The organism is Streptomyces sp. NPDC001348 (assembly GCF_053597535.1).
Genome location: NZ_JBSFIK010000017.1, coordinates 73,955 through 89,400 on the forward strand (window position 1 = coordinate 73,955; position 15,446 = coordinate 89,400).

Annotated in this window: 14 protein-coding genes and 1 pseudogene; 7 read left to right on the forward strand and 8 right to left on the reverse strand. The window is 71.1% G+C overall.

The window, feature by feature from the left end:
- Position 1: 1 nt before the first annotated feature.
- The gene (locus ACWC21_RS19605; protein WP_450883413.1) at positions 2-394 is read left to right on the forward strand and encodes a DUF2267 domain-containing protein; all 393 of its coding nucleotides are present in this window, start codon (positions 2-4) and stop codon (positions 392-394) included.
- A gap of 37 nt (positions 395-431) precedes the next feature.
- Here the strand turns inward: ACWC21_RS19605 and ACWC21_RS19610 are convergent, their stop codons facing one another.
- From ACWC21_RS19610 to ACWC21_RS19625, 4 genes are read right to left on the reverse strand one after another with little or no spacing between them, the layout of a single operon-like run.
- The gene (locus ACWC21_RS19610) at positions 432-1,172 is read right to left on the reverse strand and encodes a YoaK family protein (RefSeq protein WP_450883415.1); all 741 of its coding nucleotides are present in this window, start codon (positions 1,170-1,172) and stop codon (positions 432-434) included.
- Entirely contained in the window at positions 1,153-1,677 is a 525-nt protein-coding gene (locus ACWC21_RS19615; protein ID WP_450883417.1) for a DoxX family protein, read from the reverse strand. The genes ACWC21_RS19610 and ACWC21_RS19615 overlap by 20 nt, the downstream gene beginning before the upstream one ends.
- A gap of 19 nt (positions 1,678-1,696) precedes the next feature.
- Positions 1,697-2,359, reverse strand: a complete 663-nt coding sequence (locus tag ACWC21_RS19620; RefSeq protein ID WP_450883419.1) for a hydrolase — start codon at positions 2,357-2,359, stop codon at positions 1,697-1,699.
- 54 nt (positions 2,360-2,413) lie between these two features.
- Positions 2,414-4,294, reverse strand: a complete 1,881-nt coding sequence (locus ACWC21_RS19625; protein ID WP_450883421.1) for an amidohydrolase — start codon at positions 4,292-4,294, stop codon at positions 2,414-2,416.
- Between the two features lie 246 nt (positions 4,295-4,540).
- Between ACWC21_RS19625 and ACWC21_RS19630 the strand changes: the two genes are divergently transcribed.
- Both ACWC21_RS19630 and ACWC21_RS19635 read left to right on the forward strand, forming a co-directional pair.
- The gene (locus tag ACWC21_RS19630) at positions 4,541-5,512 is read left to right on the forward strand and encodes an alpha/beta hydrolase (RefSeq protein ID WP_450883422.1); all 972 of its coding nucleotides are present in this window, start codon (positions 4,541-4,543) and stop codon (positions 5,510-5,512) included.
- Positions 5,513-5,532: 20 nt separating this feature from the next.
- Positions 5,533-6,252: an alpha/beta fold hydrolase gene (locus tag ACWC21_RS19635; RefSeq protein WP_450883424.1), complete on the forward strand. Its 720-nt coding sequence runs from the start codon at positions 5,533-5,535 to the stop codon at positions 6,250-6,252.
- Positions 6,253-6,354: 102 nt separating this feature from the next.
- On the opposite strand, the gene ACWC21_RS19640 is transcribed toward ACWC21_RS19635, so the two are convergent.
- The 3 genes and pseudogenes from ACWC21_RS19640 to ACWC21_RS19650 form a co-directional block, all read right to left on the reverse strand.
- Positions 6,355-9,324, reverse strand: coding sequence for a GH59 galactosidase (locus ACWC21_RS19640; RefSeq protein ID WP_450883426.1), 2,970 nt, complete (start codon positions 9,322-9,324; stop codon positions 6,355-6,357).
- 229 nt (positions 9,325-9,553) lie between these two features.
- Positions 9,554-9,706: pseudogene (locus tag ACWC21_RS19645) on the reverse strand (GNAT family N-acetyltransferase); the annotation flags it as partial.
- Entirely contained in the window at positions 9,703-10,701 is a 999-nt protein-coding gene (locus tag ACWC21_RS19650) for an NADP-dependent oxidoreductase (RefSeq protein WP_450883545.1), read from the reverse strand. The gene ACWC21_RS19650 and the pseudogene ACWC21_RS19645, both read right to left, overlap by 4 nt.
- A 122-nt stretch (positions 10,702-10,823) precedes the next feature.
- On the opposite strand from ACWC21_RS19650, the gene ACWC21_RS19655 reads away from it, so the two are divergent.
- Positions 10,824-11,738, forward strand: a complete 915-nt coding sequence (locus ACWC21_RS19655; protein WP_450883428.1) for a LysR family transcriptional regulator — start codon at positions 10,824-10,826, stop codon at positions 11,736-11,738.
- A gap of 286 nt (positions 11,739-12,024) precedes the next feature.
- Positions 12,025-12,903, forward strand: a complete 879-nt coding sequence (locus ACWC21_RS19660; protein WP_450883429.1) for an LLM class F420-dependent oxidoreductase — start codon at positions 12,025-12,027, stop codon at positions 12,901-12,903.
- A gap of 59 nt (positions 12,904-12,962) precedes the next feature.
- Here the strand turns inward: ACWC21_RS19660 and ACWC21_RS19665 are convergent, their stop codons facing one another.
- On the reverse strand, positions 12,963-13,520 hold the full coding sequence (locus tag ACWC21_RS19665; protein ID WP_450883431.1) for an NAD(P)H-dependent oxidoreductase: 558 nt from the start codon (positions 13,518-13,520) through the stop codon (positions 12,963-12,965).
- Positions 13,521-13,621: 101 nt separating this feature from the next.
- Here ACWC21_RS19665 and ACWC21_RS19670 point away from each other — a divergent pair, with 101 nt between their 5' ends.
- Both ACWC21_RS19670 and ACWC21_RS19675 read left to right on the forward strand, forming a co-directional pair.
- Positions 13,622-14,302 carry a TetR/AcrR family transcriptional regulator gene (locus ACWC21_RS19670; RefSeq protein ID WP_450883433.1) on the forward strand — a complete coding sequence of 227 codons (681 nt, stop codon included), beginning with the start codon at positions 13,622-13,624 and terminating at the stop codon, positions 14,300-14,302.
- A 69-nt stretch (positions 14,303-14,371) separates the two neighbouring features.
- Complete coding sequence (locus tag ACWC21_RS19675) at positions 14,372-15,418, forward strand: LacI family DNA-binding transcriptional regulator (protein WP_450883547.1); 1,047 nt, start codon at positions 14,372-14,374, stop codon at positions 15,416-15,418.
- The last annotated feature ends 28 nt before the right edge of the window (positions 15,419-15,446 follow it).

The window sequence follows — 15,446 nt, forward strand, 5'->3', positions numbered from 1 at the left end:
CATGGACTGCGACGAGTTCATCGCCCGTGTCCGCGAGCACGGCGAATACCGGAGCACGGACGAGGCCCGGAAGATCACCGAGGACGTCCTCGAGGTCCTGGCACAGCGGCTCGACGCCGCGCAGGCCGAGGACCTGGCGTCCCGGATGCCCGACCCGGTCGGGCGGGCGCTGACCGGCCCCGGACGGCGGCAGCGGGAGGAGTTCGGGATCGAGGAGTTCTACCGGCGGGTGGCGGACCGCACCGGCGCCCGGCCCCGCACCGCGCAGTGGGACGCCGGCGCGGTACTGAGCGCCGTCGCCGACGCCGTCACCGGCGGGGAGCTCGACCAGCTCGTCAGCCGGCTCCCCGCCGACTACGCCGCCCTGTTCGGCCGGGCGGCCCCGGCCGGCTGACGGCCGGGACCTCGCCCCCCGTCGGGGCGGCTCCGCCTCACCCCGCCCGGTTCCCGGCCCAGACGGCGCCGTCGGTGGAGAGGCGGTGCGTGGTCAGCGACGTGACCGCGAGCAGCGCGAGCGCCAGGCCCAGCGTCACCACCAGGTGGGCGTGCCGGAGGAGGACGGCACCCGTGAGCGCCCCGGCGAACATGGCCAGCACGGACAGCACCCGGCGGCCGGGCCGGGGTGCCGCACCGCCCGCCGGGGCGGAGTCGGCGGCCAGCCCCGTCAGGGTCAGCGTCAGAACGGTGGTGGTGAGGTCCGGCACCCCCAGGCGGCGGGCGGCCGCGTTCTGCACACCCATGGCGAGGCCCAGCGACACGATCAGGGCGTAACGGACGCCGGTGGTGACATGGCCGCCGGCCGCCGCGGCGACCGCCGCCGCGACGGCGACCAGCACCGTCTGCGCCGCGGTGGCCGTCCGCAGCAGATGCCCGCGGTGGGCGGCGAACCGCGTCCCCAGACGGCCGCCGGCGAGCGCCCCCAGCAGGAACGCCGCCAGCGACACGACCGACGCGAGCGCCGACAGGCCGGCCGCGCCCGCCAGGGCGAAGCCGAGGAAGACCACGTTCCCCGTCATGTTGGCGACGAAGACGTGCCCCAGTGCCAGATAGCTCACCGCGTCGACGAGTCCCGTGACCACGGTCAGGGTCAGCAACAGCGGCGGCAGCGGACCGTGCCGGTCACCGCGGGGCGGTACCAGGGTCCGGGCCGCGTCAGTCAGCAGCCGGCGCATGGGCCGCTCCTCCCGGCGACGGGGCCGGACGGCGCAGCGCCACGCGGGTGAGCAGCCCGGCGGCCGGGCCGGTCACGATCGCCGCCGCACCGGTCCACCACGGCCAGTCGGCCGACTCCAGCACCTGGTCGGCCGACCAGCGGCCGGGGCCGGTGAGCGCGAGTACCGCCGAGACGACGACGAGGACCAGCGGGTACTCGTAGCCGTCGTTCTGCACCCACAGGCCGTTACGCCACTTGACGGTGGACGCGACCGTCATGACTCCCATGGCGGCCATCGCCGCCGCGGGGGTGAGCAGCCCGGCCGCCAGGAACACGCCGGCGCCGACCTGGCTGCCGCCCGCGGCGAGCGCGGTGAGCCGGCCGCCGCGGAAGCCGTCGTGCCGGAACTCCTCGGTCCCGCCCGCCAGACCGTTGCCGCCCAGCCGGAAACTGACCTTCTGCACTCCGTGACCGGCGATGAGGAGACCCGCCACCAGCCTCAGGACCAACAGTCCGGTGTCCATCGTGTCGCCCGCGCCCCGGTCAGCCGGCCGCGTGGGCGCCGATGACGGCCTGCGCGTAGACGATGCCCATGCCGTAGGCGCCGCCGTGCTCCTTGACGACCTCCGTGACCGGGACGTACGTGTCGGTCCGCGCCCAGTCCCGCTGGAGCTCCAGCAGCACCTGCACCCAGGTCACGGGCACCGCGCCGGCCTGGACCATGCGCTGCACGGCGTGCTCGTGGGCCTGCGGGCTGACACCGCCGGACGCGTCGGTGACGACGTACACCTCGTAGCCCTGGGCCAGCGCGGACAGCGTCGGCAGGACGATGCACACCTCGGTCCACAGACCGGCGATGACCAGCTTCCTGCGGCCGGTCGCCTTGACCGCCTCGACGAAGGCCAGGTCCTCCCAGGCGTTCATCGTGCTGCGGTCGACGACCTTGTGCTCCGGGAACACCGCCGCGAGCTGCGGCAGGAGCGGGCCGGAGAAGGATTCGGCGGCCACGGTGCTCAGCACCACCGGCACGTCGAACACCTTGGCGGCCTTGGCCAGGCCGACGGTGGAGTTGATGATGGCGGTGCGGTCGCCGCTGCCGGTGCCGAAGAACATCTGCGGCTGGTGGTCCACGAACAGCACCGCGCAGTTGTCGGGGGTCAGCAGGTCCGGGCCGGGAGCCGCGGTGACCTCGGCGATGTCGAGCATGTGTGTGCCTTTCCTCGTGTGGTGAATCGGTGACCGGAATCGGCCGGAGAGTGGTCAGAGGGAGAAACAGGGGTCGAAGGAGGCTCCCGCCGTCGGCGCGAGGGTGCCGCGGCGGACCCGCCACTGCCGGTGCAGTTCCGCCTCGGCGACGGCCTCCGCCAGCGACTCGGCCTGCCGGACGCCCGGCAGTCCGGCGCCGGGCGCGGCCTGGTAGCCGCCGAAGTGCGCCACCGGGCTCCAGGCCGGACTGACCGGGGGCAGCTCCTCGTCGAGGCCCTCGTACTCGGCGGCCGCGTACACGATCCGGCCGCCGGTGACCGTCAGCAGCGACTCGATGTGCGGGATCACCGGTTCGGCCACGGTGAGGAAGTCCTCGGAGAGGATCGCGAGGTCCGCGTAACAGCCCGGACGCAGCACGCCCTTGACGTCCTCCTCGCCGGTCAGTGCGGCCCCGGACCGGGTGAACAGGGCCAACGCGGTCTCCCGGTCGAGGCGGTGCCGTGGCGCGCGGAGCGCCAGGTCGCCCACGGTGCGGCCGCTGACCAGCCAGTGCAGGGCGACCCACGGGTTGTAGCTGGAGACCCGGGTGGCGTCCGTGCCGGCGCCGACCGTCAGCCCGCGCTCCAGCATGTCCGCGATCGGCGGGGCGTCCGCGGCGGCTCCGGGGCCGTACCGGCGGACGAAGGCCTCGCCCTGGAAGGACAGCCGGTTCTGCACGGACATCGCCCCGCCGAGCGCGGCGACACGGTCCAGGCTGTCCGGGGAGACGGTCTCTGCGTGGTCGAACAGCCAGCGGTTCCCGGCCGGGAAGAGCCCGTCCGCGGCGAGTCTCTCGAACACCGCTAGGTCGCGGCGGATGGTCTCGTCGTAGGTGGCGTGCAGCCGGAAGCCCCAGCCGTTCGCCATGAGCAGCCGGACCGCCTTCTCGAACTCCGCCTCGTAGTCGGGCGCGAGTTCCGGACGCGGCTGGCTGAAATTCTCGAAATCCGCCGCCGCCCAGGTCAGATTCTCGCCCGCGCCGTTCAGCCGCAGCCAGGCGTCCCCGTCCTCGGGGCGGGCCATTTCGATCCAGCGGGTCAGGTCGGCGATCTCCTGGCCCGGAGTCTGCGGAAAGAGATGATAGGCGATCCGCAGCGAAAGGCGGCCTTCCCCGGCCAGTTCCACGACCGTCTGATAATTGTCGGGGAAATTCTGGAATCCGCCGGCCGCGTCGATCGCCGACGTCAGCCCGAACCGGTTGAGTTCCCGCAGGAAATGCCGGGTGGAGGTCTTCCTGTCCTCGCCCTGGAGCACCGGCGCCTTGGCCAGCGTCGCATAGAGGACGAGGGCGCCGGGGGCCGCCAGCAGCATGCCCGTCGGCTCCCCGTCCCGGCCGCGCACGATCTGCCCGCCCTTCGGGTCGGGCGTGTCCCTGCCGTACCCGGCCGCCTTGAGCGCCGCCCGGTTGAGCACGGCCGCCTGGTACAGGTGCAACACGAACACCGGGGTGTCCGGCGCGGCGGCGTTCAGCTCCGCGACCGTCGGCAGCCGCCGCTCGGCGAACTGCTCCGCCGACCAGCCGCCCACCACCCGCACCCATTGCCCCTTCGGGGTGCGCGCGGCCTGCTCGCGCAGCATCGCCAGCCCCTGACGCAGCGTCGGCACACCGTCCCAGCGCAGCTCCAGCACGTAGTTGAGGCCGCCCCGGATCACGTGCAGATGGGCGTCGTTGAGGCCCGGCACCACCCGCCGCCCGAGTGCGTCCACCACCCGTGTGGCCGGGCCCGTGCGGCCGGCCACGTCCGCGTCGTCGCCGACGGCCGTGACGATCCCGTCGGTCACGGCGAGCGCGGTCGCATACGGGCGGCGCGGGTCCTGCGTATGGATCCGCGCATTGCGGACCACCAGTTCCGCGGCATTGTCGGTGGCTCGCGGGACCAACCCGCCGACCGGCATGGATGACACCGTGGGAAACCCCTCCCTGATTCGAATCGTGCGGTGTCACGCTAAGCCCGGCCGCCCGCCCCGTCCTTGGCGTGCGTGCACCGAATGCGTACTCAAAGTGCACTGACCGGTCCGAGGTATTTGGTGCGCTGTCGGAACAGCTTCAGTGCACTCCCGGGCAATGACCGGTCGTCCGCGGGTTCTAGCGTTGCGTTCGTATCGACATCACCGCACCACTTGAAACACCAGGAGAAACCCATGTCCGACTCCGTCGAGCCGGTCACACCGGTACTGGAGCCCGCGGCGGCCGCCTTCACCCAGGCGACCGCCAACCCGCCCTACCTCTTCGACCTGCCCCCCGCGGAAGGGCGCAAGGCGGTCGACGAGGTGCAGTCCGGCGAGATCGACAAGCCCGCCGTCGACGAGGAGTGGATCACTGTCTCCGGCGGTCCCACCGGCAGCGTCCGGACCCGCATCGTCAGGCCGGCCGGCGTCGAGGGCCCCCTGCCGGTGATCCTCTACATCCACGGCGCGGGCTGGGTCTTCGGCAACGCCCACACCCACGACCGGCTGGTGCGCGAACTCGCCGTGGGCGCGGACGCGGCCGTGGTCTTCCCCGAGTACGACCTCTCGCCCGAGGCCCGCTACCCGGTCGCCGTCGAGCAGAACTACGCGGTCGCCCGGTGGGTCGTCCAGGAGGGCGCGTCCAGGGCCCTGGACGCCACCCGCATCGCGGTCGCCGGCGACTCCGTCGGCGGCAACATGACCGCCGCCCTGACCCTGATGGCCAAGGAGCGCGGCGACGTCCCGCTGGTCCAGCAGGTCCTGTTCTACCCGGTCACGGACGCGAGCTTCGACACCGGTTCCTACCACCAGTTCGCGGAGGGCTACTTCCTGCGCCGCGACGGCATGCAGTGGTTCTGGGACCAGTACACGACCGACGAGGCCGAACGCGCCGAGATCACCGCCTCCCCGCTGCGCGCCACCACCGAACAGCTGGCGGGCCTGCCCCCGGCCCTGGTCATCACGGCCGAGGCCGACGTGCTGCGGGACGAGGGCGAGGCCTACGCGAACAACCTCCGCGCGGCCGGCGTCCCGGTCACCGCCGTCCGGGTCCAGGGCATCATCCACGACTTCGTGATGCTCAACGCCCTGCGCGAGACGCACGCCGCCGAGTTCGCCATCACGCTGGCCCAGGGCACCCTGCGCGCCGCCCTGCACACCGTCTGAATCCCGGGAGACACTCCGCCATGACCACCTCCACGCCCACCGTCGTCCTCGTCCACGGCGCCTTCGCCGACGCCGGCAGCTGGTCCGGCGTCATCGCCGAACTGCAGGGCCACGGCATCCCCGTGATCGCCCCGCCCAACCCGCTGCGCGGTCTCGCCTCCGACGCCGCGTACATCGCCTCCGTCGCCGCCCAGATCGACGGCCCCGTCGTCCTGGTCGGCCACTCCTACGGCGGCGCCCTGATCACCGTGGCCGGCACCACGGAGAACGTCGTCGGGCTGGTCTACGTCGCCGCCTACGTCCCGGAGGAGGGCGAGAGCCTCGGCGCGCTGCAGGGCCGGTTCCCGCTCTCCCCGCTGGTCGGCAACCTCAGGGAGTGGACGTACCCGGTGGCGGGCGGTGACCCGGCCGTCGAGGTCACCATCGCCGAGGACGCCTTCCCGTCGGTCTTCGCGGCCGACGTGCCCGCCGGTGTCACCAAGATCCTCGCCGCGGCGCAGCGTCCGCTCGCCGCCGCCGTGTTCGAGGAGACCGCCGCCGCGGCCGCCTGGAAGACCAAGCCCTCCTGGGCGCTGATCGCCGGCGCCGACGAGGCGATCAACCCGGACGTCGAGCGCTTCGGCGCCAAGCGCGCGGGCGCGACCGTCGTCGAGCTCGAGGGCGCCTCGCACGCGGTCGCCGTCTCGCAGCCGAAGGAGGTCGCCGACCTGATCCGCGAGGCGGTCCGCGCGACGGGCTGACCGGCCCGCACGTGGGACACCGGCCGCGCGGTTCGCGCGGCCGGCGCTCCCGGATCCGATGACGTCGGCTGAACCGGACGGGCCACGCCGCCGCTGCCCCTGCTACTGCCCGGCAGCCTCCTCGCGCACCAGCCCGGCGTACGCCTCGCCGAGCCTCCGCGCGATCTGCTCGACGCCGATGACGTCCAGGCCCTGCTGCCCGTCCACAGCGGCCTTCGCGGCCGAGGCGGCGTTGGCGAACAAGGCCCAGGAGCCGGCCGTGTAGTCGTCCCGCACCGGGCTTCCGATCTCGTCCAGACGGTCGCGGATCGGTGTCGTGTCCACGGGGCCGTCCACGTCACCCGAGAGGGCGTTGAAGGCGTCGAGGACGATCTTCCCGGACTTGAGCACGAACGTGACCCTGTGCTTGCCGTCCGGCAGCCCGCGCAGGACGTACGTCGCGAGGCGCTTGTCGGTGGCGGTGGTCTTCGCGTCCCGCGCGATCAACGTGCCGTCGACGTAGACGTCGAGCACCGCGCTGCCGTCGTTGCCGCCGATGACATCGACTCCCGTGCCCTTGAACGGCACCGTCACCGAGGCCCCGGCCGCCGTGCTCGTCGACGTCGACCGGTACCAGTCCATCGCGTCACCGAGCGCCGCCTTCCTGCTCCAGACGCCGTCGTAGGCGACCGAGCCGTCCATGTTGTCCAGCTGCGCGCTCGCGTAGGGCGTGTACCCGTCGATCTTCTCGACCTTCAGGTTGTCGAACGCGACCCGGTGGAAGTCGGTGCCGAGCTTGACACGTCCCTCGGTCTCGGGGGTCGGGTCCCGGTACGTCGCGACGGCCTTCCCGTCGATGTACGTCGTGACCGTCGCGCCCTTCGCCTCGATGGCGAGCCGGTGGCTGCCGGCCGGCGCGACCGTTCCCGAACTCACGGGCGTGCCGTACTCGTAGAACGTCCACCCGCCGTCCGGGCCGATGCGCACGTTGTAGGCGGCGTCACTGATCGCCATGCCCTTCTGCTGGCGGACGCCCAGGGCGGCGAGTCCGCCGTCCGGGTCCGGGAAGGAGATGTCGACCGTGGCCCGGTAGTTCTCCCAGCGGAAGTCGCCGACCGTCGTGTTCGGGGTGTTCCTGTTCCAGGCGCCGGTGTCCTTCATGGACTGGTCCAGGTACTGGTACAGGACGTTGTTCCCGCTCGGGTCCTTGCCGACCTCCCAGGCGCCGGTGTTGTCGACCAGGTAACGCGGCTGGTTCCCGCGCGACTGGAGGTACGACTGCGGCACCTTGCGGTCGCCGTTGTCCGTGCCGACCTGGACCCGGCCCTCCTCCTCGTACCCGAAGTCGTCGGCGTACAGGACCCTGTCGTGGGTGTCGCGCCGCTTGCCGCTGGCGTCGGTGTCGAGCACGGTGCGGGCCGTGGACTCGGGCAGACGCCGGCTCGTGGCCTTGTCGTGGCTGCGGTCGAGCGTGGTGAACGTGACGACCGAGCGCGGCTCGACCGTGTAGGTGTAGGAGCCGTGGCCGTCGGGCCGGATCTCGGCGGCGAGGTGCTTGAAGTTCGCGTCGTAGGCCAGGCCGGGGTCCGCCGCGCGGGTCTCCCAGACCTCCATGGTGGGATCGCCGCCCAGGCGCAGGTGTTCGGCCTTGATGCGATACGTCTTCGCCCGGTCGCTGTCGTTGACGGCGATCGTCGAGAAGTCCCTCTTCCGCGGGTCGGCGAGCGTCATGTAGCTGGGTGCGCCGTTCGAGCCGTCGACGTTCTCGGTGCCGCTCACGCCGCTGTGGCTCGCCTCGGGCACGGTGCGCCAGATGCCGGCCGTGTTGGTGCCGTTCTCCCAGCCTGTCTTCGCGAACTGGGTGAAGTGCTGCATCACGTACAGGGCGGCGTCGTAGCGCATGTACCCCGACCACGGGTCGCGGGCGCTGACCAGCTCCTTGTGGCTGTACTGGGCGCCCTCGTAGAAGGCGCCGATCGCCGGCTGGAAGATGTAGTGCGTCCGCTTGGAGTTGGCGTAGCTCTTCACCAAGCGGTTGGCGAGGTCGAGGGCGCTCTGCACCCCGCCGATCCCGGTGCTCGCGCCGTTCGGGCCCTCGGTGTTGTTGACCCGGTACTCGGTGGCGCCGAAGGAGGCGGTGCCCTCGCTGTACCAGACCTCCTTGTCCCGGCCGTAGGCGTTGTCGCCGGTCGCCAGCTTCGTGTACGGCCGGTACGTGGGGCTGTCGGCCGCGCCGTCGAGCCGGTCGTCGGTGTTGTAGTGGTAGCCCACCGCGTCGACCGTGCCGAAGAGTTCGGCGTCCGTGAGCAGTTCCGGACCGATGATCTTCGTGGTGTTCTCGTCCGAGGCGACGATCTTGATGTCGTGGTACGCCTTGGCGGCCGCCTTCTGCTGCCGGGCCGTCAGGCCGTAGCGCGGATCGGCGAAGTCCGTGTCGTTCACCAGCGCGTTCTTGTACCACTTGATGAAGGAGACGTCGGGGGTACCGGTCTCGTTGGTGTCCGGATCGACGTAGTCGACCATGTACCCGTACTTCTCGTACGCATCGAGGATCGTCTCCTTGTACCACTTGTACATCTCGTCGTTGCCGGTGCCCTTGTTCCACTCGGCCTGGACCCATTGGGGCATGACCCAGCGCAGGATCGAGACCTTGAGCTTCGGATTGGCCGTCTTGGCGTCGGCGGCCAGCTGGAAGCCGGGGGAGCGGGAGACGTCGGCGAGCTCGTCCGGCGTGCGCATGGTCGCCGGGTCGGAGCCGGTCGACGTGTTGGTGTCCGAACCCATCTCGATCTTGACGTGGTTGATCAGCGGGTTGTTTCCGCCGAACAGAACCCGGATGAGCTGCCAGTACCGGCCGGGGTGTTCCGCCTTGTAGTCCATCAGCAGATTGCTCGTGCTGTTGCAGCTGAGCAGGCCGAGGCCCTTGTAGGTCAGGCCGTTGACGTTGTCGGCGCGTATGTCGTTGCCGTCGACCACGACCTCTACGGCGTCGTCCGCGGGGTGCGCGGCGGGTGCCGTGACCACTCCCGCCGCCAGTGCCATGGTGGTCGCCGTGGCGAGCGATGCCCAGCTGAGTCTTCGCTGCATACCCATTCGGCGGACCGTAGGCGGCAAGCGCTTTCTACGTCAATCCCCTTGCGGCCAGGAGCAGTTGGCCCGACCCTGGACGTCCTCGCGGGCCGGGGAACGCTTGGACCCGCGACGCCCTGCGGCTGCTGCTTGCCCGTCATGGGATCACCTTCCGGCCCAAGACCCGGAAGGAGTCCACAGACCCCGACCGCGACGCGAAGCTGGACCGCGCCGAACATGTGCAGCGCAGGCGTCAGATCCTCGTACTACGGGCGATTCGGTACAGCACGTTCAGTCGCAGTGGCCCTTCGGGCGCGGTGGGGTCGTCGAAGTCGTCGACCGGGTCCCGAGTCATGCCGATCCGTCGCATCACCGCCTGCGAACGGAGGTTGGTGGCCGTTGTCACGAGGCCACCCTCAGCACGATCTTGCCTTGGATGTGGCCCTGCGCGGCGCGCGTGTGTGCGCTGCCCGCCTCGGGCAGCGAGTAGATGCTGTCCACCCCGACCTGGAGCTTGCCCTCGTCGAACAGGAGCCCGATCTCGGCGAGCTGGGGGCCGTTGGACCGTACCTGAATGTTCGAGACGGTGATGCCCAGACGCGCCGTCTCTTCCGGGTCGTACTGGGCGAAGAACACCGGAAGCATGGTGCCGCCGCGCTTGAGCACGGTCAGGAATCGTGAGCTGTCCGGGCCACCGACGGTGTCGATCACCAGGTCGACGCCGCTGACCACGTCCGCGGCCTGCGTCGTGGTGTAGTCGATGCACTCATCGGCGCCGAGCTTGCGCAGGAACTGCTCGTGCCGGCCCGAGGCCACCGCGATGACGTGTGCCCCCTTCCATTTCGCCAGTTGCACCGCGAAGTGGCCCACTCCACCGGCGGCACCATTGACCAGCACGGTCATCCCTGGCGTGATCGGCACCGGCTGGTGCACCTGGCCGGTGAAAGGAGACGGCACGTCGTGGCCGAGATCGACCAGGTACTGCCAGGCCGTAAGCACAGCCATCGGCGCCCCAGCCGCCTGCAGATGGTCGATACCGGCCGGCTTGTGCGCCAAGTCCGAAGCCGGCGCGGCCACATACTCGGCGTACGTCCGGCCGTCGAATCCGGGGAACCGCAGCATGCCGAAGACCTCGTCACCGACAGCGAACCCCGGCACGTCCGGAGCGACCGCCTCGACCACGCCCGACATGTCCGTTCCAGGGATCAGGGGGAACTCCAGCGCCGGCCTCATCTCGGCCGGCATGACCTTCATCCCCTCACGCAGGTACCAGTCCGGCGGATTGATGCCCACCGCGTGCACCCGGACAAGCACCTCGCCCGGGCCGATCTCGGGAACCGGCACCTCGTCGTACTGCAGAACTTCCGGCCCGCCCGCCTCGCGGAACTGGATCGCCTTCATCACGCCTGTCGCTTTCTCGGGGAAACGTTGCTCCATCAGTCAAGGCCCAGGACGGCATGACCGTCCAAGGCCGGTTCGGCAACCCGGTCATTCCGAAACGGCATGACGCGTACGCTGCGAGGGTGAACGATCTCGGGCAGGACCTGGAACTGCGGCTGGTGCGCTACTTCACCGTGGTGGCGGCGCACCAGCACTTCGGCCGGGCCGCCGGCGAACTGCACGTGGCCCAGCCGGCGCTGAGCCGCCAGATCCAACGGCTCGAGAAATACCTCGGCACACGACTGCTGGACCGCACCCCCCAGGGCGCCCGGCTCACTCCGGCCGGCCAGACGTTCCTCCCCCGGGCCCAAGCCCTCCTGCAGGCCGCCCGCCAGGCCGAGCTGGCCGTGCGTGAACAAGCCCAGACCGAACGAATCGCCATCGGCTACGTCGAAGACCTGGTCATCACTGCCGCCGTACGGGAACTGCGCAGCCGCCACCCGGACGCCGAGATCACCACCCGTTACCTGAACTGCCGCGACGTCGGGGCACTGTCCGACAAGCGCGTCGACGCCCTGATCGCACGAGCCCCGCTGCCACTCGCCGCCGACGACCTGTTCACCACCCCGCTGTACCAGGAGCCCCGGATGCTCGTGGTCCCGACCGGCCACCCCCTGGCCGACCGCGCGTCGGTGACCGCGGAAGAACTGGCCGGCCAAGAGGTGGCACCGTGCGCGTTCGAGACCGCAGACTGGACTTCCTACCGAATCCTCGGGGCCGGTGTGCCGCCGATCGAGAGCTACGAGGACAAGCTCGAACTCGTCGCGAGTGGCGAGGCGATCGCCGTGCTACCGGTCGGCGACCGGCGCAGCTCACTGCGTCCCGACCTCGTCACCGTCCCGATCGAGGGCGCTCCCCCCAGCCAGGTCGTCCTGGTCAGCCGTAAGAGCGACCCGAATCCGATGATCAGGCATCTCCGGCGTGCTGCCAAGGCCGTCCTGACCGGGACCAGGCCGGCGATGACCACGGACGCCAGGTCTACCAGGACCTCCGAGTAGAGTTCCGCCGGCTCGCCGCAGGCTCAACAAGCCACCGATCAGCTCTCAGGTCCTCGAAGTGAGCGCGGCGATCGGGCGCAGGGTTGAAACCGGGCCAGATAGGCGAGGGTCGAGCCGCTCCTGGTGCTCAGATGCAGGCCGGACGCGTCGGCGAGACGGTGCAGAGGGCCGAAGGGGATCCAGTGCCGGTCTCCGCCGGCCTTGACTTCGAGAGCCCTCGATGTCCTAGCGTCTCACTGTCGGCGTCGGATCCGCCGGCGCCGGGTCCGGGCGAACGGAGAAGAACATGCGGTTAGGTGTGCACATCAGTCGGTTCGATCACTCCGGGGGAGGGCCGGCGCTCGGCGCCGAACTGGCCGCCGCGGGAGCCGCCGCCGAGGCGGCGGGTGTCAGTTGGCTCTCGGTGATGGACCACTACTTCCAGCTGGAGTTCAACGGCGGCGCCGAGGACCCCATGATGGAGGCGTACACGACCCTCGGTTACCTTGCCGGCCGGACCTCCGCGCTGCGGCTCGGCGCGCTGGTGACCGGAGTGACGTACCGCCACCCCGGCCTGCTCGCCAAGATCGCCACCACGCTGGACGTGCTCTCCGGGGGCCGGGCCACGCTGGGGATCGGGGCGGCCTGGTACGACCGCGAGCACCACGGGCTCGGCGTGCCCTACCCGCCGCTCGCCGAGCGGTTCGAGCGGCTGGAGGAGACCCTGAGGATCTGCCTGCAGATGTGGGATCCGGAGAACGACGGTCCCTTCGAGGGCCGTCACTACCGGCTCGCCGAGACCCTGTGCGTGCCGGCGCCGGTGAGCGCCCCGCACCCGGAGATCATGATCGGTGGCGGGGGAGAGAGGAAGACACTGCGTCTGGTCGCGCAGTACGCGGACGCCTGCAACCTGATCCCCGCCTCACCGGAGGAACTGAGGCACAAGCTGGACGTCCTGCGCGGGCACTGCGACACCGTCGGCCGCGACTACGACGCCATCCGCAAGACCATCCTCTACACCGGGGAACCGGCCACCGGGGACCTGGACGCCCTGACCCGGGACATCGAGGGCTACACGAAGCTGGGCGTGGACACCGTGATCATCGCCCCGCGCCTCGGGGGCACCGCCGAGTGGATGGAGCGGTTCGCCGCACCGGCCGTGCAGCGGCTGGCAGGGCTCGACTGACGTGGCGCGGGGGCCGGAGCCCGTACGGCTTCCGGCCCCCGCGGGGTGCCGCGACCGGATCAGGCGGCCACGCCCACGTTGCCGTGCAGCCGCGCGACGACCTCGGTGAGCTGGGCGGCGACCTCGGAGTCGTCGACCGGGTGGGTCTCGGCGAAGCGGTTCGCGGAACCGGGGATGGACAGCTTGATGTCCTCGACCACCTTGCCGCCGGCGATGCCCACGGCCTTGCGGGCCTCGTCCTGCGCCCACACGCCGCCGTACTGGCCGAGGGCGGTGCCGATCACGGCGACGGGCTTGCCGCCGAAGGCGCCGGCGCCGTACGGGCGGGACAGCCAGTCGATGGCGTTCTTCAGGACGGCCGTGATGGTGCCGTTGTACTCGGGGGAGAAGAGCAGGAACGCGTCGGCACCCCGGGCGGCCTCACGCAGCTTGGCGGCGGCGGCCGGGACGCTGCCCTCGACGTCGATGTCCTCGTTGTAGAAGGGGATGTCGGCCAGGCCCTCGAACAGGTCGACCTCGGCACCCTCCGGAGCCAGCTTGACGGCGGCCTCGGCGAGCTGGCGGTTGTGCGAACCGGCGCGGAGGCTGCCGACGAGCGCAAGGATGCGAACAGACATAGCGGTACTCCAAGGGGCTGAAACATCGTCGTTACGATACGGACCGGGGTCCGTTTAATTTTCTACCACCCTAAACGGACCGCGGTCCAGTTTTGTTCCGGATGCTTTACGCTGTCTTCATGTCCAGCCCCCTGCCGCCCTTCCCGAAGCTCCAGGAGTCCCTCGAGGAGCCCCGGTTGCTGGAGGTCGGCTCCGCCGCCGACGAGCCGTGCCTGCGCGCCGACGCCGCCCGCAACCGCGCCAAGCTGCTCCGGGCCGCGGCCCGGCTGATCGCGGAGCACGGCGTCGCCGGGGTCACCATGGAGGCGGTGGCCGCGGCAGCCCAGGTGGGCAAGGGCACGGTCTTCCGCCGCTTCGGCGACCGCGCCGGGCTGCTGATGGCGCTGCTGGACCACTCGGACAAGCAGCTGCAGGCCGACTTCCTCGGCGGCCCGCCGCCGCTGGGTCCCGGAGCGCCGCCGCTCGAGCGGCTGAGGGCCTTCGGTGTGGCGGTGCTGCGCCGCTCGGCCGGGCAACTGGACCTGCAGCTGGCCGCCCAGTCGGAACCGACCCGCCGGTTCTCCCATCCCGCGGTCCGGGCGCTGCGCGCGCACGTCATGGTGCTGCTGCGGCAGATCCTGCCGGACGCCGACTGCGAGCTCCTCTCGCTGACCCTGATGGCGTATCTGGACCCGGCGCTGATCAGTCATCTGGTCAGGCAGTGCGAGATGCCCATGGAGCGACTGGAGGCCGGCTGGACCGACCTGGTCGACCGGGTGACGGGTGCCGTGCCGCCCCGCTGAGGCGAGCAGATTCGTCCAACCATGAACCACATTCACCCGCCCGTCGCGCGCCCGCGGGCTTCTGCCAAGATGCGGTACGTCATGGTGCAGATACCGAACTCGCCCTCGCCCGGGTCGCCCGCACCGCGCTCCGTTCCCACGAGTGCCGATGTGGCCCGCCTGGCCGGCGTCTCGCGCGCGACCGTCTCCTACGTCCTGAACAACACCAGCGCCGTACGGATCAGCGAGCCGACGCGCCGCCGCGTCCACCAGGCCGCGAAGGAGCTGGGCTACGTGCCCCACGCGGCGGCCCGCAGTCTGCGCGCCGGACACAGCCGCATGGTCCTGATGCCGGCCCCGACCGTGCCCGTGGGCCCGCTCTACGGCCGGTTCATCAACGAACTCCAGTGGGCCCTCGGGCGTCTCGACTACACGGTCGTGCAGTACGGCAGTGTCGGCCTGCACGGTGACGAGGCCGCCCGGTCCTGGGCCGAACTGCGGCCCGTCGCCGTCCTGGTGCCCGGCGCCGGTCTCGGCCCCGAGGGGGTCGCCGTCCTCAAGCGGGCCGGTGCCCGCGCGGTGGTCACCTTAGGTCCCGAGCGCGTCGAGGGCGCCCACGCGCTGCTGATGGACCACGCGTGCGTCGGTCACTGCGCCGGCACCCACCTTCATGCCCGCGGCCGGCGCCGCATCGGCGTCGTGGTCCCCGAGGAACCCGGCCTCGAGGTCTTCTCCCGGCCCCGGATGGAGGGCGTGCGCGGGGCGCTGCGCGACACGGATGCCACGGTCACCGGGCTCCCGCTCGCCCATGACGAGGAGGCCGCCGCGGAACTCGCCAAGAAGTGGCGGGAGTTGGATCTCGACGCGGTGTTCGCGTACAACGACGAGTACGCGATGCTGCTGATGCGCGCCCTGCAGGACGAAGGCGTCCGGATCCCGGAGGACACGGCCGTGATCGGCGCCGACGACCTGATGCTCGGCCGGCTGCTGCGGCCCCGGCTCAGCACGGTCCACGTCGAGCTGCCCTCCGGCCGCGACCTCGCCGAACTGGTCGACCGTGCGGTGCGCGACCCCTCCGCCGCACCCGAGACCCACAAGGTGCTCGGAGCGTCCGTGGTGCAGCGCGACTCCAGCTGATCCACCGGCCCAGGATGCCCGTGCCGCC

Excerpts from the sequence above, each read along its gene's own strand:
- ACWC21_RS19670 (WP_450883433.1), top strand. The coding sequence starts at position 13,622 with ATGCTTTACGCTGTCTTCATGTCCAGCCCCCTGCCGCCCTTCCCGAAG.
- ACWC21_RS19675 (WP_450883547.1), top strand. The coding sequence starts at position 14,372 with ATGCGGTACGTCATGGTGCAGATACCGAACTCGCCCTCGCCCGGGTCG.
- ACWC21_RS19610 (WP_450883415.1), bottom strand. The coding sequence starts at position 1,172 with ATGCGCCGGCTGCTGACTGACGCGGCCCGGACCCTGGTACCGCCCCGC.
- ACWC21_RS19625 (WP_450883421.1), bottom strand. The coding sequence starts at position 4,294 with ATGCCGGTCGGCGGGTTGGTCCCGCGAGCCACCGACAATGCCGCGGAA.
- ACWC21_RS19605 (WP_450883413.1), top strand. The coding sequence starts at position 2 with ATGGACTGCGACGAGTTCATCGCCCGTGTCCGCGAGCACGGCGAATAC.
- ACWC21_RS19640 (WP_450883426.1), bottom strand. The coding sequence starts at position 9,324 with ATGGGTATGCAGCGAAGACTCAGCTGGGCATCGCTCGCCACGGCGACC.
- ACWC21_RS19620 (WP_450883419.1), bottom strand. The coding sequence starts at position 2,359 with ATGCTCGACATCGCCGAGGTCACCGCGGCTCCCGGCCCGGACCTGCTG.
- ACWC21_RS19615 (WP_450883417.1), bottom strand. The coding sequence starts at position 1,677 with ATGGACACCGGACTGTTGGTCCTGAGGCTGGTGGCGGGTCTCCTCATC.
- ACWC21_RS19660 (WP_450883429.1), top strand. The coding sequence starts at position 12,025 with ATGCGGTTAGGTGTGCACATCAGTCGGTTCGATCACTCCGGGGGAGGG.
- ACWC21_RS19630 (WP_450883422.1), top strand. The coding sequence starts at position 4,541 with ATGTCCGACTCCGTCGAGCCGGTCACACCGGTACTGGAGCCCGCGGCG.
- ACWC21_RS19650 (WP_450883545.1), bottom strand. The coding sequence starts at position 10,701 with ATGAAGGCGATCCAGTTCCGCGAGGCGGGCGGGCCGGAAGTTCTGCAG.
- ACWC21_RS19665 (WP_450883431.1), bottom strand. The coding sequence starts at position 13,520 with ATGTCTGTTCGCATCCTTGCGCTCGTCGGCAGCCTCCGCGCCGGTTCG.
- ACWC21_RS19635 (WP_450883424.1), top strand. The coding sequence starts at position 5,533 with ATGACCACCTCCACGCCCACCGTCGTCCTCGTCCACGGCGCCTTCGCC.